Origin of the sequence: Nocardia sp. NPDC004654 (assembly GCF_040609595.1) — a bacterium.
Taxonomy (GTDB): Bacteria; Actinomycetota; Actinomycetes; order Mycobacteriales; family Mycobacteriaceae; genus Nocardia.
Map to the genome: position 1 here is coordinate 16,231 of NZ_JBEXKI010000006.1, position 20,891 is coordinate 37,121.

Sequence of the window (20,891 nt, forward strand, 5' to 3'; positions counted from 1 at the left end):
CTACCTGCGCGCGAGAACTCAGCGACGCGCCTCGGCCCCGACCCCGGCCAGCCACTCGTCGACCAGGATCCGCAGCCGCGCCTCCCAGAGTTCCGGCACCAGCCGACCGCCGCGCGCGAGGGTGGCCATGCCGTGGATCGAGCTCCAGGCCACCTCGGTGCGCGCGCCGAGATCGGGTTCCTCGACGTACGGGCGGAACAGACGCTCCAGCTCGGCCCAGCCCTCGCGCAGCGCCTGCGGCGCGTCCGGCCCGAAGGTCAGGTCGGTCTTCATCAGGAACATCGCGTCGTAGAGCGCCGGGTTGGCGGCCGCGAAGTCGAGGTAGGCCCGCGCCACCGACTCCAGCGCAGCGGCCGGAGTCTCGGCGGTGGCATGCGCCGCGCGCAGTGCCTCGGTGAGTTCGGCGAAGCCCTGCTCGGCGACGGCCGTCACGATGGCGGTCTTGCCCGCGAAGTGGCTGTAGAGCACCGGCTGGCTGTATTCGATGCGGTCGGCGAGCCTGCGCACCGTCACCGATTCCCAGCCCTGGGACTCGGCCAGTTCGCGGGCGGTCTCGATGATTCGCCGATGGCGTTCGGCCAGTTCGCGTTCCTTACGAGTCTGGGTGCTCATGGCCGAATTCTAGCACCGCTAGACAATCTATCCAGGCTCCGCGATACCGCCTCCGGGCTGGTCATCCTGGCACTGCTCGTCGCGAAGCAGCGGTACGCGCTCGGCATCGCCACGCTGGTGATCGCGCTGATCCCGTTCGGCGACATGCTCATGGTCCTGCGCTGGGACGGTTCGGCGGGTGCCGCCTTCGGCATCCATGGACTCACCGCGCTGCTGGTCGCGGTCACCGGTGCGCTGCCGATCAGGGAGCGGTCGGTGGCCAAGGGCGCGGCCGTCCCCGCGGTGTGATCCAGGGCACAAACTCCAGCCCGCCGATGAGTCCCGCGACGAGGTCCCGTCTTTACCTGTGAACGCACTTCGAGCAGAGGAGACGACCATGGCGACCAAGCCGCACGGCCCCGCGTCCTACTTCCCCAACATCGAGGCAAAGTACGGCCGCGGCATCGACGAGTGGTTCACCGTGCTGCGCGATTCGGGTCTGGCCGGGCACAAGGCGCTGGTCGAGTTGCTGAAGACCGAGCACGGCATCGGCCACGGCCACGCCACCGCGCTCGTCCAGTACCACCTGAATCCGGAGAAGTGGGCGGTCGCCTGACCACCGGAAATACCTGAGCACCAACGAAAACGAACGAAGGGCCCGCGGGATAACGCGGGCCCTTCGTCGATCGCCAGGGCGGCACCGTGCGGAGGGGGTGGATGGAGCGATGCCGCCCGCGGCCCCGGCGTTGGCCGGGACGTCTCAGGGGTCAGGCCGAGACCAGGCTCTTCTCGGCGGGTTCGGCGGGTTCGGCGGACTCCGGCGCGCCGTGCTCGTCGACCATGGTGCGTTCGTCGAACGGCAGCTCGCGGTCGAGCACCCGCCGGACCTGGTCCACGTCGATGGTCTTGGTCCAGGTGCCGATCAGCACGGTCGCGACGGCGTTGCCGGAGAAGTTCGTCAGCGCGCGGGCCTCCGACATGAAGCGGTCGATGCCGACGATCAGGCCGACGCCGTCGAGCAGTTCGGGCCGGTGGCTCTGCAACCCGCCCGCGAGGGTGGCCAGACCCGCGCCGGTGACCCCCGCGGCGCCCTTCGACGCGACGATCATGAACAGCAGCAGGCCGAGCTGTTCGGGCAGGCTGAGCGGCTTGCCCATCGCGTCGGCGATGAAGATCGAGGCCATGGTCAGGTAGATCGCGGTGCCGTCCAGGTTGAACGAGTAGCCGGTGGGCACGACCACGCCGACGGTGGTCCGCTCGACGCCCAGGTGCTCCATCTTCGCGATCAGCCGCGGCAGTGCCGATTCCGAGGACGAGGTGCCGACGATGAGCAGGTACTCGCGAGCCAGGTATCGGACCAGCTTCAGGATCGACACGCCCGACACCACCCGCACCAGCACGCCGAGCACGCCGAACACGAACACCAGGCAGGTCAGGTAGAACGCGATCATCAGGGTGGCCAGCTGCACCACGGCGTCCAGGCCGGTCTTGCCGACCACGTTCGCGATCGCGCCGAACGCGCCGATCGGCGCCAGCCACAAGATCATCGACAGGATGCGGAAGACCAGCTTCTGCGCCAGCGTCACCGCACGCAGGATCGGCTCGCCCGCGCTGCCCATGGCCTGCACCGCGAAGCCGACGAGCAGCGCGACGAACAGCGCCTGCAGCACGCTGCCCGCGGTGAGCGAGGAGACCAGCGTGGTCGGGATGATGCCGTTGATGAAATCCCAAGTGCCGCCCGCGCTGTGCGCCTGATCGGCGTACTTGGCGCCCGCGCCCGCGGTCTTGGCGATGTTCATGCCGCTGCCCGGTTCCAGCAGGTTGCCGACCACGAGGCCGATGCCGAGCGCGATCGTCGACATGACGAGGAAGTAGCCGAGCGCGAGCCCGCCGACCTTGCCGACGGTGGCCGCGGTGCGCACCGAGCCGATGCCGAGCACGATGGTGCAGAAGATGACCGGGGCGATCATCATCTTGATCAGGTCGACGAACATGGTGCCGAGCGGCGCGAGCGAGACGCCCACGTCGGGCGCGAGCCAGCCGACGAGGATGCCCGCGCCGACCGCGGCGATGACCGCCAGATACAGCCAGTGGGTGCGGTCGCGCCGAACAGCGCGAGGTGTATCGCTCATGGCGAATCATGTCCTCCGAGTGGTACCGGAATGCGAGCCGTCCCGGCCGCCTGTGCAAAATGATGACGACCCGCGTGACGCGGGTCACTGTTTGGTGCATAACGTTCAGTGGAGGTCAGCTCGTGCGACGTCGTCGCTTCACAGACGCCGCCGGGTCCGGGTCGCGCGCGCGTCCTCGCCGGGACGAGCGGCCGCGCCGCCTCCGGCTCTCCCTGGCGGGTCAGGCCTTCGTCCTGCAACTCGTGGTGCTCGCGCTGATGATCGCCGGCGCCGCGGTGCTCGCGGTGTTCGACGCCAGGCACACCAGCGACGTGACCACCGAGCACGAAGTCACCGACGTGGCCGTGAGCCTGGCGCAGGCGCCGTCCACCCGCGCGGCGGTGCTCTCGGCCGATCCCAGCGCGCAGCTACAACCGGTGACCGAGCGGATCCGGTTGCAGACCCGGATGGATTTCATCGTGGTGATGGCGCCGGACCGGACGCGGTTCACCCACACCAATCCCGAACGCATCGGCCAGCCGTTCAGCGGCAACATCGACAGGGCGCTGGCCGGGGAGACGTTCACCGAGACGTTCACCGGAACGCTCGGGCCGTCCATCCGCGCGGTGACTCCGGTGTACGACGGCGACCGCATCGTGGCGCTGGTGTCCGCGGGCGTCACCCGGGCGCGCATCGGCGATCAGGTCGCCGCGCAGCTGCCGAAGATCCTCGGCGTGGCGGGCGCGGGTCTGGTCGTGGCCGCGCTCGGCTCGTTCCTGCTGAGCCGCCGGTTGCGCCGCCAGACGCACGGCCTCGCGCCGGACGAGTTGCGCGTGATGTACGAACACCACGACGCGGTGCTGCATTCGATCCACGAGGGCCTGGTGGTCTTCGGCGCGGGCGCGCGGGCCGAGGTCGTCAACGACGAGGCGCGGCGGCTGCTCGATCTGCCGGAGGGCGACGTGCACCGCGAGGATCTGCCGATCTCGTTGCAGCGCATGAGCTGGGGCGTGGTCCGCGACGAGATGCACGTGACCAACGACCGGATTCTGCTGGTCAACCAGGACGTGGTCACCTCGCAGGGCCGCACCCTCGGCACCGTGATGACCATCCGCGACCACACCGAATTGCGCGGCGTCCTAGGCGAACTCGACTCGGTACGCGGTTTCGCCGAATCGCTGCGCGCCCAAGCGCACGAGTCGGCCAACCGGTTGCATACGGTGGTCACCATGGTCGAGCTCGGCAAGCACCGCGAAGCGGTCGAATTCGCGACCGCCGAACTCCAGCTCTCCCAGTCGCTCATCGACCGGATGATGGGTGCGGTCGGCGATCCGGCACTGGCCGCGCTGCTGCTCGGCAAGGTGAACCAGGCCGCCGAACGCGGTGTGGAGCTGACGATCTCGGAGGACACCGCCCTCGACGCCATCGCGCCGCTCTCGGCGCGCGAGGCGGTCACGCTGGTCGGCAACCTGATCGACAACGCCATCGACGCCGCCGCGGGCAGCGCGGGCGCGTGGGTGGAAACCACGCTGCGCCAAGCCGATTCGGACCTGTTCCTGCGCGTCACCGACAGCGGGCCCGGTATGTCGGCACAGATCTTCGCGCGCGCGGCCGAGCGCGGCTACACCACCAAAGACGATCATCACGGGCTCGGCCTCGCGCTGGTGCACCGCGTGATCGCCAGGCACGGCGGGGCGATCGACGCCCGCCGCGAGCCGGAAAGCGCGGTGACCGTGACGATTCCGCGCGGCGCTGGAAAGGACGCATCGTGATCCGAGTGTTGATAGTCGAGGACGAGCCGCTGATCGCCGAGGCGCACCGCGCCTACGTCGAGCGCATTCCCGGCTTCACACCGGTCGGCATCGCGCAGACCGGACGCGAGGCGATGCGGGCGACCGCCGCGGCCGCGGCCGAGGGCACACCGGTCGACCTGGTGCTGATGGACATCGGCCTGCCCGACACCAGCGGTTTGGACGTCGCGGCGGCGCTCAGCGGGATGGCGCCCAGTCCCGACGTCATCGCCATCACCTCGGCGCGCGACCTGGCGATGGTGCGCACGGCCGTCGCCAACGGCGTGGTGCTCTACCTGTTGAAGCCGTTCACCTTCGCCGCCTTCCACGACAAGCTGGAGCGCTACCGGGAGTTCCGCACCGCGCTGCCCGCGGGCGAGTCCGCGCTGACCCAGCTCGACATCGACCGCGCGCTCAGCGCGCTGCGCACTCCGGACCAGCGCGCCAACACCCCGAAAGGCGTCGCGCCGCAGACACTCGAGGAGATCTCGCGGATCGTGCGCACCGCCGAGGACGGCATCACCGCCGCCGACACCGCGACCGGCATCGGCGTCTCCCGGATCACCGCATGGCGCTACCTCGAGAAGCTGGCCGACGACGGCCTGGTCGTCCGCCGCTCCGACTACGGCCGCGCGGGCCGCCCCAAAACCCGCTACGTCTGGAAACGCACCGACTGACCGCGAACTCTCTGGCGTCCGGTGCGGATCTCAGACGTCGGTGGAGAAGCGGATACCGCCGTCCGGGATCTCGACGCCGGGCCAGACGCGCGCGCCGCGCAGCAGCTCGCAGCGGGCGCCGACGTTCGCGCCGTCACCGATGACGCCGTCGCGGACCAGCGCGCGCGGGCCGATGCGGGCGCCGAAGCCGATGATGGAGCGTTCCACGGTGGCGCCCGCCTCGACGACGGCGCCGTCGAAGATCACCGCGCCGTCGAGGCGCGCGCCCGCGCCGATCTCCGCGCCGCGGCCGACCACGGTGCCGCCGATGAGCAGCGCGCCGGGGGCGACGCCCGCGCCGGGGTGGACCAGGGATTCGCCGCGCTGACCCGGCAGCGCGGGCGAGGGGGCGATGCCGCGGACCAAGTCGGCCGAGCCACGCACGAAGTCCTCGGGAGTGCCCATGTCACGCCAGTACGACGAGTCGACGTGGCCCTGCACCCGCGCGCCCTCGGCGAGCAACGCGGGGAAGACCTCGCGCTCCACCGACACCGGACGCCCGGACGGGATCTTCTCGATGTACTCGCGGCGGAAGACGTAGCAACCGGCGTTGATCTGGTCGGTCGGCGGATCCTGGGTCTTCTCCAGGAACGCGGTGACCCGGCCGTTCTCGTCGGTGGGCACGCAGCCGAACGCGCGCGGATCGGAGACGCGCACCAGGTGCAGCGTCACATCGGCGTTGGTGGACTCGTGCGTGTCCAGGATCGCGCCGAGGTCGGTGCCGCCGAGCACGTCACCGTTGAAGACCATCACGTTGTCGGCGCGCAGCTTGGGCAGCACGTTGCGGATGCCGCCGCCGGTGCCGAGCGGTTCGGTCTCGGTGACGTACTCCAGCTCGAGACCGAGCTCGGCGCCGTCGCCGAAGTGCTCCTCGAACACCTCCGCCTTGAAGGAGGTGCCCAGCACGACGTGGGTGATCCCGGCCTCGGCGATGCGGGCGAGCAGGTGGGTGAGGAACGGCAGGCCCGCCGTCGGCAGCATCGGCTTGGGCGCCGAGAGGGTCAGCGGACGCAACCTCGTGCCCTGGCCGCCGACCAGAATCACGGCGTCGGTGCCTGGATGTCCTGCCATCAATATTCCCCTAGTTCGTCGGCCGCGCTGCTACGCCTGTCGACCCTGTTCCCGAGCCAACTCACGCAGCGCAGATCGAACCGCAATCCGGGAGCGAATCGCAAGTCCGGCGCGCAACGCGAGCCGCAGCGGCGCCTGCCACCAGTGCGGATGCCGGTCGGCCTGGAACCGGTACGCGCTGGCGTGGTGCGCGGGCAGCATCACCTCGGGATGGCGTCCCGCAGCGTGGCCCTTGGCGTGGGTGACCTCGGCGGTCGGCACGAACACGTTGTGCCAGCCCGCCTTGCCCATGCGGTCGCCGAAGTCGACGTCCTCCATGTACATGAAGTAGCGCGAGTCGAAGCCCTCGATCGAGTCGAAGGCGGCGCGGCGCACCAACAGGCACGAGCCGGACAACCAGCCGACGGTGCGCTCGGAAATCTCCTCGTTCTCCTGCCGGTAGCGGCGGGTCCACGGGTTGCCGGGCCACACGGTGCCCAGGATGGCGTGACCCGCGCCGTCCAGCAGACCGGGCACCGAGCGCGCCGACGGGTACACGCTGCCGTCCGGCTCCAGCACCATCGGGCCGAGCGCGCCCGCCCGCGGCCAGCGCTTGGCGGCCTCGAGCAGCTTATCGATGGAATCGGTGCCCCAGCGGATATCGGGGTTGGCGATGACGACGAACTCGATACTCGGGTCGATCTCGGTCACGGCGCGGTTGATCGCGCCGCCGTATCCGATGTTGCCGCCGGTGCGCAATAGCCGCACGTGCGAGTTGGCCTCGGCCACCAGCTCGGGCACGCCGTCGACCGACCCGTTGTCGGCCAGGATCACCTGCGGTTTCTCGCTGGTGGCGTCGGCGAGGGTGGTGATGAAGTGCTCGAGGTGCTCGCCGGGCGAATAAGTCACCGTGACGACGGCAAGGCCACCGGAAGCCAAGGAATCGGAAGCGCTCACGATGCCGCCTCGCTGACGCTCGGCTGCATCGTGCGCGAAGGCGCGCTGTGTCGTCGGTTCGCTCGCTGACGCTCGTTCACAACACGCGAGCCTAGTCGGAACGACGCGACCGCGCGTGCCCCGGTGCAGGACCGATGGCAGACCGATCGGTCTTCCGAGCCGGTCGGCGACGGACCGCCGAGCGCGTCGAAAAGGGCACGGGCCGAGCGGTTCTCGCCGTCATTCCCGGCTCGCGCGCAGCGCGTCGTGCAGCGCGGCGCGCCAGTCCCGCAGCGGCGTCAACCCGGCCGATCGCCAAGCCCGGTCCGACAGCACCGAATAGGCCGGGCGCCGTGCGGGTCTGGGGTAGGCCGTTGAATCGCACGGTCGCACCCGTTCCGGGTCGGCGCCGACCTCCGCGAAGACCGCCCGCGCCAGGTCGAACCAACTCGCCACGCCCGCGTTGGTCGCGTGCAGCAGCCGCGGCGCGTCCGGCCGCGCGACGAGCTCGAGCAGGCCTGCGGCGAGGTCCGCCGCGTAGGTCGGTGACCCGATCTGGTCGTCCACCACGTCGACGGTCTCGCGCTCGCGTTCCAGCCGCAGCATGGTCGCGACGAAATCACCGCCGCGCCCGCTGTACACCCAGGCCGTCCGCACCACATGCGAATTCGGCGCCGTTTCCAGGACCGCCCGTTCCCCCGCCAGTTTGGATAGTCCGTACACCGTGGCGGGCCCCGTCGGATCGTCCGTGTCGTACGGCGCGCGCTGGGTACCCGGGAAGACATAGTCGGTGGAGAGATGGATGAGCCGGGCCTCGACGGTCGCGCAGACGGCGGCGAGCACGGCCGGGCCGGTCTCGTTGCCCGCGAAGGCGGCATCGGGCTCGGACTCGGCCTTGTCCACCGCGGTGTACGCGGCGCAGTTGAGCACCACGTCACCGGGGGCGATCGCGGCGCGCACCGCGTCGGCGTCGGTGATGTCGAGGTCGGCGCGCCCGTATCCGCGAGCGCGCGGCGCGAGGCGCAGCAGCTCCCTGCCGACTTGTCCACCGGCCCCGGTGACGACGAGACGAGCGGCGGCGGGCGGTACGGCGGCGGTCACGGTCGCAAGTCTGGCACGCCGTGACACTCGCGGGTGCCGTCCCGTGGGGTAACCGTTGGTTAGCCTTGAGCGACGGCTCCGGGGCTGCGGGATCTACGGATCGGCCGCGGGAGCCGCGGGGGTGGTCGGGGTGAACAGTGGGGCTTGTCGAGAGGATGCTCAGTTGCAGCGGAGGAGCACATCGATGCCGTCGCGACCAGCCGGCGCGCAGACCGGCGACGGTTCGTGGGGCCCGGTGCACGCCTTCGTCGCGGCACTGGCCGCCGTGGTGCTCGTCATCACCGGATTCGCCTGGCACAGCGTCGACTCGCTGATCTCCAACATCCAGCGCATCGGCGACCTCGGCCTCGGCGGCGGCCGCGACGGCGCGGTCGACATCCTGCTCGTCGGCGTGGACAGCCGCACCGACGCGCACGGCAACCCGCTCACCGACGCCGAGCGCGCGATGCTGCACGCGGGCGACGAGGTGGGCACCAACACCGACACCATCGTGCTGGTCCGGGTGCCCAACGACGGCAGCTCCGCGACCGCCATCTCGCTGCCGCGCGATTCCTACGTCGACATCCCGGGCATCGGCACGGGCAAGATCAATTCGGCGTACGGCGCGACCAAGGAGACCGAGCGGCAGAAGCTCATCGAACAGGGCGTCGCGGAGGTCGAGGCCGAGCAGAAGTCGACCAAGGCGGGGCGGCAGGCGCTGATCAAGACCGTCGCCAACCTGACCGGCATCACAGTCGACCACTACGCCGAGGTCAGCCTGCTCGGCTTCGTGCTGCTCACCGACGCCGTCGGCGGCGTGGAGGTGTGCCTGAACAATCCGGTGGACGAGTGGATGTCGGGCGCGGACTTCCCCGCGGGCCGTCAGCGGCTGGACGGCAGACAGGCACTGAGTTTCGTGCGCCAGCGCCACGACCTGCAGCGCGGCGACCTGGACCGGATCGTGCGCCAGCAGGTGTTCATGGCCCAGCTGGTCGGTCAGGTGCTCAGCGCGAAGACGCTCAGCAGTCCGGCGCGGCTCAGCCACCTGAGCGAGGCGGTCGGGCGCACGGTAGTGCTCGACGAGGGCTGGGACGTGGTCGCGTTCCTCCAGCAACTCCAGGATCTCTCCGGCGGCCAGGTCGAGTTCGAGACCATTCCGGTGGCCGATCTCAACGGCACGACCAGCGACGGCGAGTCCGTGGTCCGGGTGGAGCCGAAGGCGGTCAAGTCCTATGTGGCCTCGCTCGTCGGGGAGAAGGCCGAGGAGTCCGCCCCGCCCGCGGTGGATCCCGCGACGGTCACGGTGAACGTGCTCAACGCCAGCGGGGTCGGGGGTCTGGCCGGTCAGGTGTCGCAGGCCTTGACGGCGAAGGGTTTCCAAGCGGGCCGGGTGGGCAATTATTCCGGTGGAAGTGTCACCGGTAGCCGCGTGCTCGCGGCGGACAGCGCGGATCCGAAGGCCAAGGCGGTCGCCGAAGCCCTCGGCAAGCTCACGGTGGTCGCGGATCCGTCGATGTCACCGGACTCGGTGAGCGTCGTGCTGGCGAGCGACTATTCTGGGCCGGGCTCGGCCGCGAGCTCCACGTTCGACTTCTCCGGAACGTCGACGACCGCGACGCCGGTTCCGCCCGCCCCACCGATCGACGCAGGCCAGAATGGACCGAAATGCGTGAACTGAAGCGTGAAGCCACTGATGCGTGACAAGACCCATGCACTGACCCTCACCGAGGCGGTGCTCGATCCGATCCTCGCCCGCGAGCCCGCGGGACCGCGCGTCACCTACTACGACGACGCCACCGGCGCCCGGATCGAGCTGTCCGGCCTGACGCTGGCGAACTGGGCGGCCAAGACGGCCAACCTGATTCGCGACGAATTCGGCCTGAGCCCCGGCGCGCGGGTCGCGGTGCTGCTGCCCGCGCACTGGCAGACCGCCGCCGTACTGCTCGGCTGCTGGTGGGCGGGCACCGAGGTGGTGCTGAGTCCCGATCCGGACGCCGATCTCGCGCTGGTGACGGCCGACCGCATCGATGACGCGGACGGCGTCGCCGAGGTCGCCGCGCTCTCGCTGGACCCGCTCGGCGCGCCCGTCCGTGACCTGCCGGTCGGCATCACCGATTTCGCCACCGCGGTGCGCGTGCACGGCGATCAGTTCTTCCCGCGCGGCACCGGCGTCGCGCTGGACGGCATGCAGGTCGCCGAGGTGCTCGCCGCCGCACGCAAATCGGCCATGCGCCAAGGGTTCGCGGAGGGCGACCGGGTGCTGTCGAGCGCGCCGTGGGACACCGCGGACGAGCTGATCAACGGTTTCGTCGCCGTGCTCGCCGCGGGCGCTTCCCTGGTGCAGGTCGTCAATCCGGACCCCGACCGTCGGGAGCGCCGCATCGAGAGCGAGCGCGTCACCGTCCAGGTCGGCTGACGCCGCGTTCTCCTACCCGGGTAGGAGAACGCATCCGACCGGAGCACGTTCCAGAATCGGCCTCGAGTCCGTACGGTGGACATATCGCACAACGATGAGGTTGGTGGGATATGAAGCCGCAGTATTCGTTCCGTTGGTTGTCGCAGCAGGGCACGCCGAGGCTGGTCCTGCGCACCCAGGCGCGTCGCGGTGATCCGTTCGCGCGGCTGATGGGCGGGCCGGACGGCATCTCCGATCCCTATCCGCTCATCGAGGAGCTACGCGCCCGCGGCCGGATCGTGCGCACGCCGCTGTCCTGGGCCACCTTCGACCACGAACTGGCCAGGGCCGTGCTGCGCGACACCCGCTTCGGTGTGCGCACCCCCGAGAGCTTCGACATCCCCAAGCCGTTGCGGCTGCTCGGGGGCCGTGCGCCGATGCCACCCAATCCGGTCGACCCGCCCTCCATGCTGGTGATCGATCCGCCCGACCACACGGCCATGCGCAAGCCGGTCGCCTCGGCGTTCACCCCGCGCGCCATCGCCAAGCTGCGCGACCGCGTCGAAACGGTCACCGAGGAACTGCTCGACGCGCTGCCCTCCGGCGGCTCGGCCGATCTGATCACTTCGTTCGCCTCGCAGGTGCCGATCGCGATCATCTCCGAGATGCTCGGCTTCCCCGATTCCGACCGCGCCCGCTTCCTCGCCTGGGGTGACCAGCTGACCCCGCTGCTGGACGTCGGCATCTCGTGGCGCGCGCACCACCGCGCCATGAAGGCGATGGAGGTGATGAACGACTACTTCGACGGTCATATCGCCCGCCTGCGCCGCGAGCCCGGCGACGACATCCTCAGCACTCTCGTCACCGCGGGCGAACTGGACGACTACGCGCTGAAGGCCACCGCGAGCCTACTGATGGGCGCGGGTTTCGAGACCACGGTGAATCTGATCGGCAACGGCGTCGTGCAGCTGCTCGGTCATCCCGACCAGCTCGCCAGGCTGCGCGACGAACCGGAGCTGTGGCCGAACGCGATCGAGGAAGTGCTGCGCATCGACTCGCCCGTGCAGACCACCGCGCGCACCGCGCTGGCCGACATCGAACTCGACGGCAGGCAGCTGCGAAAGGGCGACACCCTGGTGCTCTCGCTGGCGGGTGCGAACCGCGATCCGAAGATCTTCCCGGATCCGACCCGCTTCGACGTGGCCCGCGCGAACGCCAAGGATCACCTGTCGTTCAGCAACGGCGTGCACGCCTGCCTGGGCGCCAGCCTGGCCCGGATGGAAGGCGTGTACGCGCTGCGCGCGCTGTTCGAGCGGTTCCCCGACCTGCGCCTGGACGGCGAGCCGCGGCGCAGGAGCCTGTTCACGCTGCACGGTTACGAGCGGATGCCGGTGCGGCTTGGCCGCCGCGCGGTGGCCAAGGCGCCGGAGCCGACCTCCGTCTGAGGCTCAGCTGAAGCCGACGGCCTGATCGCCCCACGCGGTGTGCAGGTCCCGGTTGGGATCGTCGACGACGCGGTCGACGGCGTCGACGAGCAGCGTGGTGCGGGTGGAGGGCCGGTACGGCGGCCAGTGCTTGGAACCGTCCAGCGCGGCGGGCACGCCGTGTCGCGCGAAGGCCAGCCAGCGGCGCATCATCCGCCCCGACACCTCCGTCGCCTGCTTACGGCCGCCGAGCCAGAACGTCGGGTCGTGGTTCAGCGTGCCGAAATTGCCGAAGACATACGGCAATTCGGTGGCGTGCCCGGCGCCGACGCGGGCCGCGCGCAGCATCGGTGTGGCGTGGTCGAAGCGATAGGCCCAGGTCATCGAGTGGGCCGCGTGCGCGTCGGCCACCCAGTGCGCGGGCATGCGGAACGCCGCGTCTGTGGACATGGCCAGCGCGCCGCGGGTCTTGGCCAGATCGGGGTAGGCCGAGGTGATCTCGGCGATCCGCTCGGCCGACAGCCCCGGGTGACCTGCCGCCACGTCCCGCAGCATCAGGTTCACCGCGTCCGGCGTCACCGGCATGATCGGCGAACGGAACAGCCGGAACAGCGAGGCCTCGTCCTTGTTGGTGCCGACGATGAGCGGCACCGGGTGCGAGCGACCCCGCTGGAATCGGTCGATCGGATAGCCGGGCAGCAGATCGCCGTCCACCACCGGCGCCGCGGCGAGGCGGCCTGGTTCCTCGAGCGGGATCTCGTCGAGCAGCACCCCGGCCGCCTGCACCACGCGCTCGATCGGCAGGTCGATCAGGTCGAGGGCCTGCGTCGGGGACATCCCCAGCAATTCCAGGTAGCGCCGCGCCACGATCGCGGCCCGCTCCGGACCGAAGACGGTGGTGGCGGGCGGGCTCTGCGCGATGGCGCGATGGACCAGCCCCGCCGCCCGCGGCGCGGTGAGCAGCGCCGTCACACAGCCCGCGCCGGAGGACTCGCCGAACAGCGTCACGTTGTCCGGATCGCCGCCGAACCCGGCGATGTTGTCGCGCACCCATTCGAGCGCGGCGAGTTGATCGTGCAGGCCGAGGTTCGGCGTGAAGCCGTGGAACAGCGAGGACAGGTCGAGGAAGCCCAGCGCGCCGAGCCGGTAGTTGACGCCGACCACGACCACGTCGCCCGCCTCGGCCAGCCGGCGGCCGTCGTAGATGGCCTGTGCCGCGGTGCCGAGGCAGTAGGCGCCGCCGTGCAGCCAGACCATGACCGGGCGTGGCTCCTCCGAGCGGGCGCGCGGCGCCCACACGTTCAGCCACAGACAGTCCTCGCCCATCCGTAGCTCCGAATCGACCGGCACCATGGTGCCCATCGTCTGCGGGGCGATCGCGCCGAAGGTCAGACAGTCCCGCACGCCGTCCCACGGTTCCGGCGGGGTCGGCGGACGGAACCGCCGCGTGCCGGTGACGGGCGCCGCGTAGGGAATGCTGCGCCAGGCGGCGACCGGTCCGGCGAGGAAACCACGCACCCGGCCGGACGTCGTCTCGACTATGGGCTCGGCGCCGTCCACATCCCAGCCCGGCTCGATCTCGAACTGAGTGCTCATCGTTCCGCACCTCCTGCCCACGACCCGTCGGTGCGCTGCGGGTTTGCTACACCCCGGGTCCGCACGTCGTGATCTCTAATTCGAGGGTACGTGCGGTTACGGAGTGCCACAGGGCGGACGCGTCATCCGTGATCCGCGCGCTACCCTGGGCCGGTGCCGAATTACAGCTTCCGGTGCCGCAGCTGCGGTGACACCTTCGAGGTGAATCGCCCCATGGCCCAGTCGTCGGACCCGGCGGCCTGCCCGCAGGGCCACGACGACACGGTGAAATTGCTGACCACGTTCGCCACGGTCGGTCGTGGTGGCGGTGGTGCGCCGCAGGTCTCGGCGCCGCCGCCGAGCGGTGGCGGCTGCTGCGGCGGGGGTTGCTGCGGCTGACGCCTTTACGGCTCAGTCGGAGTCACCGGTCTCGCGCCGGTCGGCGTGGCCGAGGTCACGGTCCGGCGCGACGCGATCGCGCACCCGCTGCTTGAGCACGGCGATGTCGGGGAAACCGCCGTCGGCCTTGCGTTCCCACACCTGTTCGCCGTCGACGGTGATCCGGAACACCCCGCCCGTGCCGGGGATCAGCGCTACTTCGCCCAGGTCGGTGGCGAACGTGCTCAGCAGCTCCTGCGCCATCCAGCTCGCTCGCAGCAGCCAGCGGCACTGGGTGCAGTACTCGATCGCAACACGTGGCATAGGGGTGGACGCTACCGAAGCGTCGTCGGGCGCGCGCTTCGACCGCAGCTGATGCCGGGCGCGCGGCTCACGCCCCGCACCGGCGACGATGCCCGACGCCACCGCTCACGGCTCGATGACACCGTCCAGGTAGACCCACGCACCGTCCTCCCGCACGAACCGGCTGACCTCGTGCAGCGAGCCGCGCCCACCCTCGGCGCGGTAGTGCGCGACGAACTCGACGGTCCCCGTATCGTCGAACGGCCCGCCGCGCTCGGTGCGCACGATCTCCAGAAACAGCCACCGCTGCCCGGGATCGAGCTCGAGCCGCTTCGGCCTGGTCCGCGAATGCCACGACCGCCGCAGATAATCGACGTCGCCCACGGCGAACGCGGTGTAGCGCGAACGCATCAGCGCCTCCGCCGTCGCCGCCGGGCGCACACCGGAAAGCGCCGGACCGCAACACTCCTCGAACGGTTCCCCGCGACGGCACGGACACTGTTGCGTATCAGCCATACCCGGATTCTCCGCTACCCGCGTCCCGCACCCTGCATTGCCCGCGCTGCCGCGCCGCATCCCGACCGTGACCGTGCAAGCGAGGAATGCATAGCTCTGTCCGGCCATGACCGATGGACGTGGCTCTCGAGTGGGCGATCACGGTTGGAGGTACAACCGCTCGTTCGGCAACCGTGGATAGCCCTCAGCGCAGGGGTCGACAGTGACGGCGTCGAAGTAGTGGCGGCTGCGGTGCTCGCTGACGAACACGAGGGCGGCGGTCAGGCAGGCGGCGAAGTCCATGCGCACTCCGTGCAAGAACACACTCAGGTGCACGTCCGGTTCGCCCGGCAACGGCGAAGCGGCAGAGGTCACCGACCGTCGACGGCCCCCGGCAGCGGTAGCCTCCCGCGTGGTGAATGTTCGGTCAGCCACGGCCAGCGACCGCCAACCATTCAGCGCGCCGCCTGATCGACTCCACCAGTTCCTCCCCGGAAGGCCGCAGCGCGTTGGTCGGCTGCACCACCCACGTGCGGAACGCGTCGCTGAGCACCGAGGGTGTCGGGAGGGCGACGTGGGCGCCGAGGCTCGCGATTGTTGCGTTCAGGCGGAACATTTCGGTGAAGTACAGCGACGTGTCCGGAAGGTTCGGCTCACAAAGAAACGTCCACCGCTTCGACCGCGGATGCGACACGATCGGCACTCCGGGAAGCCCTTTACCCCGCAGAGCAATTCGGACCTGCGCTCCCAGCTGCGCAGGCATGGAGATCGCGCCGACCGCGCCCACCGAGAAAACGATACGTCCGTAGTCGGGTTGCACGAATGCGGGCAACCCGCAGACTCGGCGGTAGAACTGGCAACGCGTCGCGAGCGTATCGTCGGCCGCATCGGCAGCTCGCCTTCCCGCGCCCGCCGTCGCGATGACGTCCGCATCCGGCTGCGCGACAGCCGAATCCCGTTCAGGACCTCTCATCGAGCTTCCTCCCTATGTCCTGTCCCTGGTGACGCTGCCCAGCGCGCGATGGCAAGCGCGTACCGCCTCACCAACTCGGCGGGGAGCGGTTGGTAGCCACCCATCGGATCGGCGGCATCGCCCGGAATCCGCTGCGGCAGAGCGGCATACTTCTGCTGCTTCGGGGAAGCACTGCTGATGTGACTTGATGGCACAGGTCAAGGGTTCATCGCGGCTGCGGTCGTTCCTACTGCGTTTGCGGGACGTTTCGGACGTTTCGCAGCTAATGTCCGTACTGTCCCGCACGTGCAGGAGGGAGTACGGTGAACGAGTCCCTACGGCAAGCGATGTCCTTGGCCAAGGTCACGGACCAACAGCTTGCAGAAAAGTGTCACGTCGATATCAAGACCGTTCACCGATGGATCGCCAATCCGACGCGCCTGCCGCACGCTCGGCACCGATGGACGGTCTGCGAAACCCTCGGAGTCGAGGAGGCAGATTTGTGGCCTTCAGCCGTGCGAATGACCATCAAAACAGGCGCAGATCGTGAGATCGTCTCGGTATTCCCATACCGATCGGCCGCACCGGCCTCGCTGTGGCGAAACCTCATCACCAAGTCGAAACATGAGCTGACCTTCGCGGGCTACACCAACTACTTCTTGTGGCTGGAGCACGCCAACCTCGGTAATCTGCTGCGCCGCAAAGCGACACAGGGGTGCCGCATCCGGTTTCTGATCGGCGACCCGAACAGCGAAGTGACCCGCGAACGAGAGCGCGAGGAGAGCGTCCCGCTCACCCTCGCCACACGCATAGCCGTGACAGTCGGCGAGTTGCAAAAGCTTCGCGGGATCGACGGCATCGAGGCCCGGTACGAAATCGGGCACGTCAACCTGTCGGTCTTCCGATTCGACAACGACATGATCGTGACGCCGATTCTGGCTCGTCGCGTCGGCCACGACTCGCCCATGCTGCATATCCGGCGGGAGCAAGACGAGGGAATGTTCGACCGCTTCCACGATCACGTGGAGGAGCTCTGGAGCCGCGGGCGAAGCATCTGGGAGGAGACGCACAGTGGGACGCCGTGACTACGAGGACGACCCGGACGCGCCAGAGCCGAACAGTTTGGTCCCCGCCGCATCTGTCGTGGTGGTCAACGACGCGGGCCAGCTGCTGTTGCAGCGCCGGCTCGACAACGACATGTGGGCGTTGCCCGGCGGCAAGATGGAACTCGGCGAATCCCTCGCGGGCTGCGGGATCCGGGAGACGCGCGAAGAGACCGGGATCGATATCGAGATCACCGGCATCGTGGGCACCTACACGAACCCGGGCCATGTCTTCGCCTACGACGACGGCGAAGTGCGCCAAGAGTTTTCGATCTGTCTGCTCGGTCGGCCCGTCGGCGGTGAGCTGGCCGTCTCGGACGAGTCGCACGAGGTCGCGTGGTTCTCGCCGGAGGAGATCGATGACCTGCCGATGGTCGCGAGTATCCGGCGCCGCGTCGATGACTGGCGCTCCGGGCAGTTTCCGGTCGTTCGCTGATCGAACATCTGTGGCCGCATATCCGGCGTCCGGGCGCTGGTGTGCGGACGATCTGTACGCACCTCGCACAACCAGCCCGTACCTGTGGGGGCCGGTCAGTCCGGGGTGATCTCGGTACGCACCCAGGCGGAACCACCGTCGCCGACTCTGGCCAGCACGCCCGCGATGGCGGCGGTCTGTTCGCGCCAGCGGCGCAGTTCGGTGACGCTCGGGGCGAGTTCGTAGTCGTGGTGGTGGGCGGCGCGGGAGAGTGCCGCCCAGACGGCGGCCACCTGGGCGCCGGTCTCCGGTCCCGCGTAGACGCGCAACGCGAGCAGTTGGGCGCGCATCGGGCAGCGCGCCAGTTCCGGGGCGCGGCGCGCCCACAGTTCGTCGACCGCCTGCTCGAGCGCGAGCCGCAGAATCCAGGCCGTCGCTCGCGACCACACCCCGCCAGCGGCGGTCACCTCGCCGTCCAGCAGGCGGTCCACCGCGTCGAGCCGCTCGGCGACGGTCGGTCGCGGCGCCCTCGGCTTGGCTCGGTGCGACCGGGCAGGCGGACGCCTCCGCGGGTCCCGTTGCCGCCGACGCTCGTTCACGACTCGGCCTCGCTACCGACCGCGACGCGCTCGCACACAACTTCGCCGCGCCCGCTGCGCTGCCTCGCGCGCGACGGCGCGCTGCGCTCGCTCACCGGCCCATCCAGGCGATGAATCGTTCGGTGTTCGAGATCAGTTCGCGCATCCCCCGATCGATCGGCACGTGTGCGCCCGCCGTCACGTCGCGCAGCGCGCCGACCAGCCACCTGCCTTCGCGCGCAAGGTGTTTGTTGAGGTTGTCGACGTTGTAGCCCACGCCCATCGTCGCGAGCGCGACCATCGCGCGGGTGGTCTGCGCGCCCTCGATGTGCCGCTCCACCTCGCGGTGGTTCATGCCGCGCGCCAACAGCTCGCGCCGGGCTCTCGCCAAGCTGGCCGCCTCCAGCGCGGATCGGCAGCACGTCGCGACGAGTTCGTCCGCGATGGCGGGCGGCAGCTGCGGGGTACGCACCAGCGACCGCGCGTCGTCCAGGTAGCGGCGCACCGGATCGCTGGACGTGCGCACCTCGATCACGGAGCGTTCGCGCCGCTGCACCTCCAGCACGCAGGCATCCAGCTGCATGCGGCGCACCGCCTCGGCCAACCGCTCGTCGTGGGTGAATACCACCACCTGCCGCGTCCACGCGACGAACGCCAGCACCCTGGCCAGACCGTCCACCTTCGCCGGGTCCATGGCCTGCACCGGGTCGTCGATCATGACGAAGCGGAACGGGCTGTCCTCCACCGTCGCGCGCGGCAGGAACAGCGAGAGGCCGAGCGCGTGCAGCTCGCCCTGGCTCATCACGCCGAGCGCCGCGCCGTCCACCTCGTCGACGGTGACGTCCAGCAGCACCCGGCGCGCGGTTCCCGCGTTGCCCTGCAACCGAATCGCGCCGAGTTCGACGTTGCTCTGCTGACGCAGGGTGCGCCAGACCCAGCGCGCAGTGGTCTCCAGCGGAGCCATGCGCTCATCGCGCAGACCCGCGGTGGCCGATTTGAGCCAGTCCTCGGCGCGCTTGAGGGTGCGCAGTTCGCCCGACCGCATCGCCACCTCGCGCGCGCCGTCCAGCCAGGCCGCGATCCGCGGCACCAGCGGCGCCCACACCTCGTCCAGCCGGTCCAGCTCCTTGCGGGTGCCCTGCTGGACGAGTTCCAGCTCGTCGACGAGGCGAGTGTGCGCCCAGCGCAACCGATCCGGCAGCTCCGGCGAGTACTCCGCGCCGCTCAGCGCTGCCCATTCCGTCCACGCCCTGCGCACCGCGGTGGTGTCGACGGTGGGCGGATTGCGCGGATCGAAGTCGAGTTCGGGCGGCACGTGCTCGGGCAGCGCCCGCGCGGCGCGCACCGCGTTGCGCAGCTCGTCGCGTGCGTTGGTGAGCGCGTCGACCCTTGCCGAGAGCCGCGCGATGGAGACGTCCGCGTGGCGCGACCACTCCTCGTCGAGTCGGCCGCGCCCGCACACCGGGCAGGCGCAGTCCCCGCTCGCCGCCGCGTGCTCGCGGGCTCGGCGCAGCAGCTGCAACACGCGCCAGTCGGCCTCGGCGTCGGCGGTGGAATCGCGCGCCAGCGTGGCCGCGCAGGCTTCGAGACGGGTGGCGACCGCGTCCACCTCGGCCTCGGTGGGCAGCGCGAGCCGCACGATGGCGCGCAGCCCTTCCGGGCCGTCCGCGCCGTCGGTGGTGCCGAGCATGTCGCGGCCGACGGCGGTGAGGTCGGGTTGCGCCGGGCGCAGCAGGGTCGCCATCCGCACCGCGCGATCGTCGGCCAGCGTCTCCATGGTCGCGAGCAGGTCGATCCGCTCCTGCCGGGAATCCCTTGCGGCGCGCTCCAATTCGAGCCGGCGCGAGCGAATCCGATCCTGCGCCAAGGTCAGTTCGTCGAGGCCGAGCAGCTGGTGCAGCGCGTCGAACAGGTCGCTCGGCTTGCCGTCCACGAGGGTGCCGAGTTCGCTGTAGGACAGGAACGGGCGGTACAGCTCGAGCACCGACGTCCAGCGTCCGGCGTCGAATTCCTTTGTCGCGCCACCTTTTCGCCGCTCGCTCCAGCGCGCGTCGGTCAGCTCGGCCGTCGGCGACCACTCCTTGGCGATGATCAGTTCCGGATCTTCGCCGCCGGTGAGCAATTCCAGTTCGATGCGCGCGGTGTCACCGTCGTGCAGGTTGCGCCAACCCTCGCGCCACGAGGCAGAGCGACCCTCCCAGCGGCGGTTGCCTCCGGTCAGCGCCAGCTCGGCGGCCTCGGCGAAACTGGACTTGCCGCTGCCGTTGCGCCCGACCACCAGGGTGAGGCCGGGACCGGGCGGCAGATCCAGCGTCACCTCGGGGCCGATACCGCGGAAGCCGCGCACCCGGATCGCGCGCAGGAAGATGCCCGAGTCGTCGAATTCGCTTGCCCGATCGTGGGAATCGATGGCGCCCAGCGCGCGCAGCACGGCGTGCGCCACGTCCGGAGTGACCGACGGGTCCTCGTTCAGCCGACGCGCCACCACCTCGGTCAGGCGCGGTACGGCCTCCGCCGTCGTGTCGACCGCGGGCTTCGGGCACACGTGAAAAACCCCCTACACACCGCACCGCGACGCGCCCCTCCCGCATTCGCGCGCGGTGTCACCGTCGAAAGCTGAGCGAAACGCTACCCGATCACATCGGGTTTGGCCCACCGGCGGTGGACGAACGGAAGGGATGCGAACCTGCCCGGCGGGGATGGATATGGCCATCGAACGGGCTCGGCCGCGCCTCGATGTCCACCCCTCGGCCAACCCCGGCGGGCAGCTCGATGGTGTGTCACCCGATTTGGGTGGCTCGGACGGAGCCGAACAGAACAGGATGCCAGACAACGCAATTCGGCGCAATACTTCGATGGCCACGAATCCGGCGTCGGCGCAGCGACTTCCGGGCAATAGAACCTCCACCTGCGCTCCCGTCATGCGCGCGGCTTCGAGCGAACTCGTCCGGCTACGCACACAAGGGCGTACCTCCGTCTCCGCTTCGGCCGCGCCTGGA

Annotated in this window: 22 protein-coding genes; 10 read left to right on the plus strand and 12 right to left on the minus strand. The window is 70.0% G+C overall.

Annotated elements, in window-relative coordinates:
• Positions 1-18: 18 nt before the first annotated feature.
• Positions 19-612 carry a TetR/AcrR family transcriptional regulator gene (locus ABZV58_RS20520; protein WP_355001746.1) on the minus strand — a complete coding sequence of 198 codons (594 nt, stop codon included), beginning with the start codon at positions 610-612 and terminating at the stop codon, positions 19-21.
• Between ABZV58_RS20520 and ABZV58_RS20525 the strand changes: the two genes are divergently transcribed.
• Both ABZV58_RS20525 and ABZV58_RS20530 read left to right on the plus strand, forming a co-directional pair.
• Positions 568-900, plus strand: coding sequence for a DUF4267 domain-containing protein (locus tag ABZV58_RS20525; RefSeq protein ID WP_355001747.1), 333 nt, complete (start codon positions 568-570; stop codon positions 898-900). The two genes, ABZV58_RS20520 and ABZV58_RS20525, sit on opposite strands and share 45 nt — an antisense overlap.
• Positions 901-988: 88 nt before the next feature.
• Entirely contained in the window at positions 989-1,207 is a 219-nt protein-coding gene (locus ABZV58_RS20530) for a DUF4287 domain-containing protein (RefSeq protein WP_355001748.1), read from the plus strand.
• A 151-nt stretch (positions 1,208-1,358) separates the two neighbouring features.
• Here the strand turns inward: ABZV58_RS20530 and ABZV58_RS20535 are convergent, their stop codons facing one another.
• A complete protein-coding gene (locus tag ABZV58_RS20535; protein ID WP_355001749.1) occupies positions 1,359-2,723 on the minus strand; it encodes a cation:dicarboxylase symporter family transporter in 1,365 nt (454 codons plus the stop codon).
• 257 nt (positions 2,724-2,980) lie between these two features.
• Here ABZV58_RS20535 and ABZV58_RS20540 point away from each other — a divergent pair, with 257 nt between their 5' ends.
• Complete coding sequence (locus tag ABZV58_RS20540; RefSeq protein ID WP_355002205.1) at positions 2,981-4,474, plus strand: sensor histidine kinase; 1,494 nt, start codon at positions 2,981-2,983, stop codon at positions 4,472-4,474.
• Complete coding sequence (locus ABZV58_RS20545) at positions 4,471-5,169, plus strand: response regulator (RefSeq protein ID WP_355001750.1); 699 nt, start codon at positions 4,471-4,473, stop codon at positions 5,167-5,169. Before ABZV58_RS20540 ends, ABZV58_RS20545 begins: the two co-directional genes overlap by 4 nt.
• A gap of 30 nt (positions 5,170-5,199) precedes the next feature.
• Here the strand turns inward: ABZV58_RS20545 and ABZV58_RS20550 are convergent, their stop codons facing one another.
• The 3 genes from ABZV58_RS20550 to rfbD form a co-directional block, all read right to left on the minus strand.
• Positions 5,200-6,279: an NDP-sugar synthase gene (locus ABZV58_RS20550; protein WP_355001751.1), complete on the minus strand. Its 1,080-nt coding sequence runs from the start codon at positions 6,277-6,279 to the stop codon at positions 5,200-5,202.
• 30 nt (positions 6,280-6,309) lie between these two features.
• Positions 6,310-7,215: a glycosyltransferase family 2 protein gene (locus tag ABZV58_RS20555; RefSeq protein ID WP_355001752.1), complete on the minus strand. Its 906-nt coding sequence runs from the start codon at positions 7,213-7,215 to the stop codon at positions 6,310-6,312.
• 219 nt (positions 7,216-7,434) lie between these two features.
• Positions 7,435-8,295 (minus strand): dTDP-4-dehydrorhamnose reductase, encoded by an 861-nt coding sequence (rfbD, locus tag ABZV58_RS20560; RefSeq protein WP_355001753.1) that lies wholly within the window; start codon positions 8,293-8,295, stop codon positions 7,435-7,437.
• A 184-nt stretch (positions 8,296-8,479) separates the two neighbouring features.
• On the opposite strand from rfbD, the gene ABZV58_RS20565 reads away from it, so the two are divergent.
• The 3 genes from ABZV58_RS20565 (at position 8,480) to ABZV58_RS20575 (ending at position 12,114) form a co-directional block, all read left to right on the plus strand.
• On the plus strand, positions 8,480-9,952 hold the full coding sequence (locus tag ABZV58_RS20565; protein WP_355001754.1) for an LCP family protein: 1,473 nt from the start codon (positions 8,480-8,482) through the stop codon (positions 9,950-9,952).
• Positions 9,953-9,967: 15 nt separating this feature from the next.
• Positions 9,968-10,690, plus strand: coding sequence for a TIGR03089 family protein (locus tag ABZV58_RS20570; RefSeq protein ID WP_355001755.1), 723 nt, complete (start codon positions 9,968-9,970; stop codon positions 10,688-10,690).
• Between the two features lie 110 nt (positions 10,691-10,800).
• On the plus strand, positions 10,801-12,114 hold the full coding sequence (locus ABZV58_RS20575) for a cytochrome P450 (RefSeq protein WP_355001756.1): 1,314 nt from the start codon (positions 10,801-10,803) through the stop codon (positions 12,112-12,114).
• 3 nt (positions 12,115-12,117) lie between these two features.
• Here ABZV58_RS20575 and ABZV58_RS20580 read toward each other — a convergent pair whose 3' ends face one another.
• Positions 12,118-13,689 (minus strand): carboxylesterase/lipase family protein, encoded by a 1,572-nt coding sequence (locus tag ABZV58_RS20580; protein WP_355001757.1) that lies wholly within the window; start codon positions 13,687-13,689, stop codon positions 12,118-12,120.
• Between the two features lie 153 nt (positions 13,690-13,842).
• Here ABZV58_RS20580 and ABZV58_RS20585 point away from each other — a divergent pair, with 153 nt between their 5' ends.
• Positions 13,843-14,067 carry a zinc ribbon domain-containing protein gene (locus tag ABZV58_RS20585; protein WP_355001758.1) on the plus strand — a complete coding sequence of 75 codons (225 nt, stop codon included), beginning with the start codon at positions 13,843-13,845 and terminating at the stop codon, positions 14,065-14,067.
• Positions 14,068-14,079: 12 nt separating this feature from the next.
• Here ABZV58_RS20585 and ABZV58_RS20590 read toward each other — a convergent pair whose 3' ends face one another.
• From ABZV58_RS20590 to ABZV58_RS20605, 4 genes are all read right to left on the minus strand, one after another.
• Positions 14,080-14,370, minus strand: a complete 291-nt coding sequence (locus ABZV58_RS20590; RefSeq protein ID WP_355001759.1) for a SelT/SelW/SelH family protein — start codon at positions 14,368-14,370, stop codon at positions 14,080-14,082.
• Positions 14,371-14,475: 105 nt separating this feature from the next.
• On the minus strand, positions 14,476-14,865 hold the full coding sequence (locus ABZV58_RS20595) for a YchJ family protein (protein WP_355001760.1): 390 nt from the start codon (positions 14,863-14,865) through the stop codon (positions 14,476-14,478).
• Between the two features lie 138 nt (positions 14,866-15,003).
• Entirely contained in the window at positions 15,004-15,219 is a 216-nt protein-coding gene (locus ABZV58_RS20600; protein ID WP_355001761.1) for a hypothetical protein, read from the minus strand.
• Positions 15,220-15,271: 52 nt separating this feature from the next.
• Entirely contained in the window at positions 15,272-15,631 is a 360-nt protein-coding gene (locus ABZV58_RS20605) for a hypothetical protein (RefSeq protein ID WP_355001762.1), read from the minus strand.
• 488 nt (positions 15,632-16,119) lie between these two features.
• Between ABZV58_RS20605 and ABZV58_RS20610 the strand changes: the two genes are divergently transcribed.
• Both ABZV58_RS20610 and ABZV58_RS20615 read left to right on the plus strand, forming a co-directional pair.
• A complete protein-coding gene (locus tag ABZV58_RS20610) occupies positions 16,120-16,881 on the plus strand; it encodes a DUF5919 domain-containing protein (protein ID WP_355001763.1) in 762 nt (253 codons plus the stop codon).
• Positions 16,868-17,335 (plus strand): NUDIX domain-containing protein, encoded by a 468-nt coding sequence (locus ABZV58_RS20615; protein ID WP_355001764.1) that lies wholly within the window; start codon positions 16,868-16,870, stop codon positions 17,333-17,335. Before ABZV58_RS20610 ends, ABZV58_RS20615 begins: the two co-directional genes overlap by 14 nt.
• 95 nt (positions 17,336-17,430) lie before the next feature.
• Here the strand turns inward: ABZV58_RS20615 and ABZV58_RS20620 are convergent, their stop codons facing one another.
• Both ABZV58_RS20620 and ABZV58_RS20625 read right to left on the minus strand, forming a co-directional pair.
• Positions 17,431-17,913: a hypothetical protein gene (locus ABZV58_RS20620; RefSeq protein WP_355001765.1), complete on the minus strand. Its 483-nt coding sequence runs from the start codon at positions 17,911-17,913 to the stop codon at positions 17,431-17,433.
• 91 nt (positions 17,914-18,004) lie between these two features.
• Complete coding sequence (locus ABZV58_RS20625) at positions 18,005-20,437, minus strand: AAA family ATPase (protein ID WP_355001766.1); 2,433 nt, start codon at positions 20,435-20,437, stop codon at positions 18,005-18,007.
• Between the last annotated feature and the right edge of the window lie 454 nt (positions 20,438-20,891).

What these genes read in the sequence shown, in the direction of transcription:
- ABZV58_RS20525 (WP_355001747.1), top strand. Translation starts at nt 568, where the DNA reads ATGGCGTTCGGCCAGTTCGCGTTCCTTACGAGTCTGGGTGCTCATGGC.
- ABZV58_RS20520 (WP_355001746.1), bottom strand. Translation starts at nt 612, where the DNA reads ATGAGCACCCAGACTCGTAAGGAACGCGAACTGGCCGAACGCCATCGG.
- ABZV58_RS20530 (WP_355001748.1), top strand. Translation starts at nt 989, where the DNA reads ATGGCGACCAAGCCGCACGGCCCCGCGTCCTACTTCCCCAACATCGAG.
- ABZV58_RS20535 (WP_355001749.1), bottom strand. Translation starts at nt 2,723, where the DNA reads ATGAGCGATACACCTCGCGCTGTTCGGCGCGACCGCACCCACTGGCTG.
- ABZV58_RS20540 (WP_355002205.1), top strand. Translation starts at nt 2,981, where the DNA reads ATGATCGCCGGCGCCGCGGTGCTCGCGGTGTTCGACGCCAGGCACACC.
- ABZV58_RS20550 (WP_355001751.1), bottom strand. Translation starts at nt 6,279, where the DNA reads ATGGCAGGACATCCAGGCACCGACGCCGTGATTCTGGTCGGCGGCCAG.
- ABZV58_RS20565 (WP_355001754.1), top strand. Translation starts at nt 8,480, where the DNA reads ATGCCGTCGCGACCAGCCGGCGCGCAGACCGGCGACGGTTCGTGGGGC.
- ABZV58_RS20570 (WP_355001755.1), top strand. Translation starts at nt 9,968, where the DNA reads ATGCGTGACAAGACCCATGCACTGACCCTCACCGAGGCGGTGCTCGAT.
- ABZV58_RS20575 (WP_355001756.1), top strand. Translation starts at nt 10,801, where the DNA reads ATGAAGCCGCAGTATTCGTTCCGTTGGTTGTCGCAGCAGGGCACGCCG.
- ABZV58_RS20580 (WP_355001757.1), bottom strand. Translation starts at nt 13,689, where the DNA reads ATGAGCACTCAGTTCGAGATCGAGCCGGGCTGGGATGTGGACGGCGCC.
- ABZV58_RS20590 (WP_355001759.1), bottom strand. Translation starts at nt 14,370, where the DNA reads ATGCCACGTGTTGCGATCGAGTACTGCACCCAGTGCCGCTGGCTGCTG.
- ABZV58_RS20595 (WP_355001760.1), bottom strand. Translation starts at nt 14,865, where the DNA reads ATGGCTGATACGCAACAGTGTCCGTGCCGTCGCGGGGAACCGTTCGAG.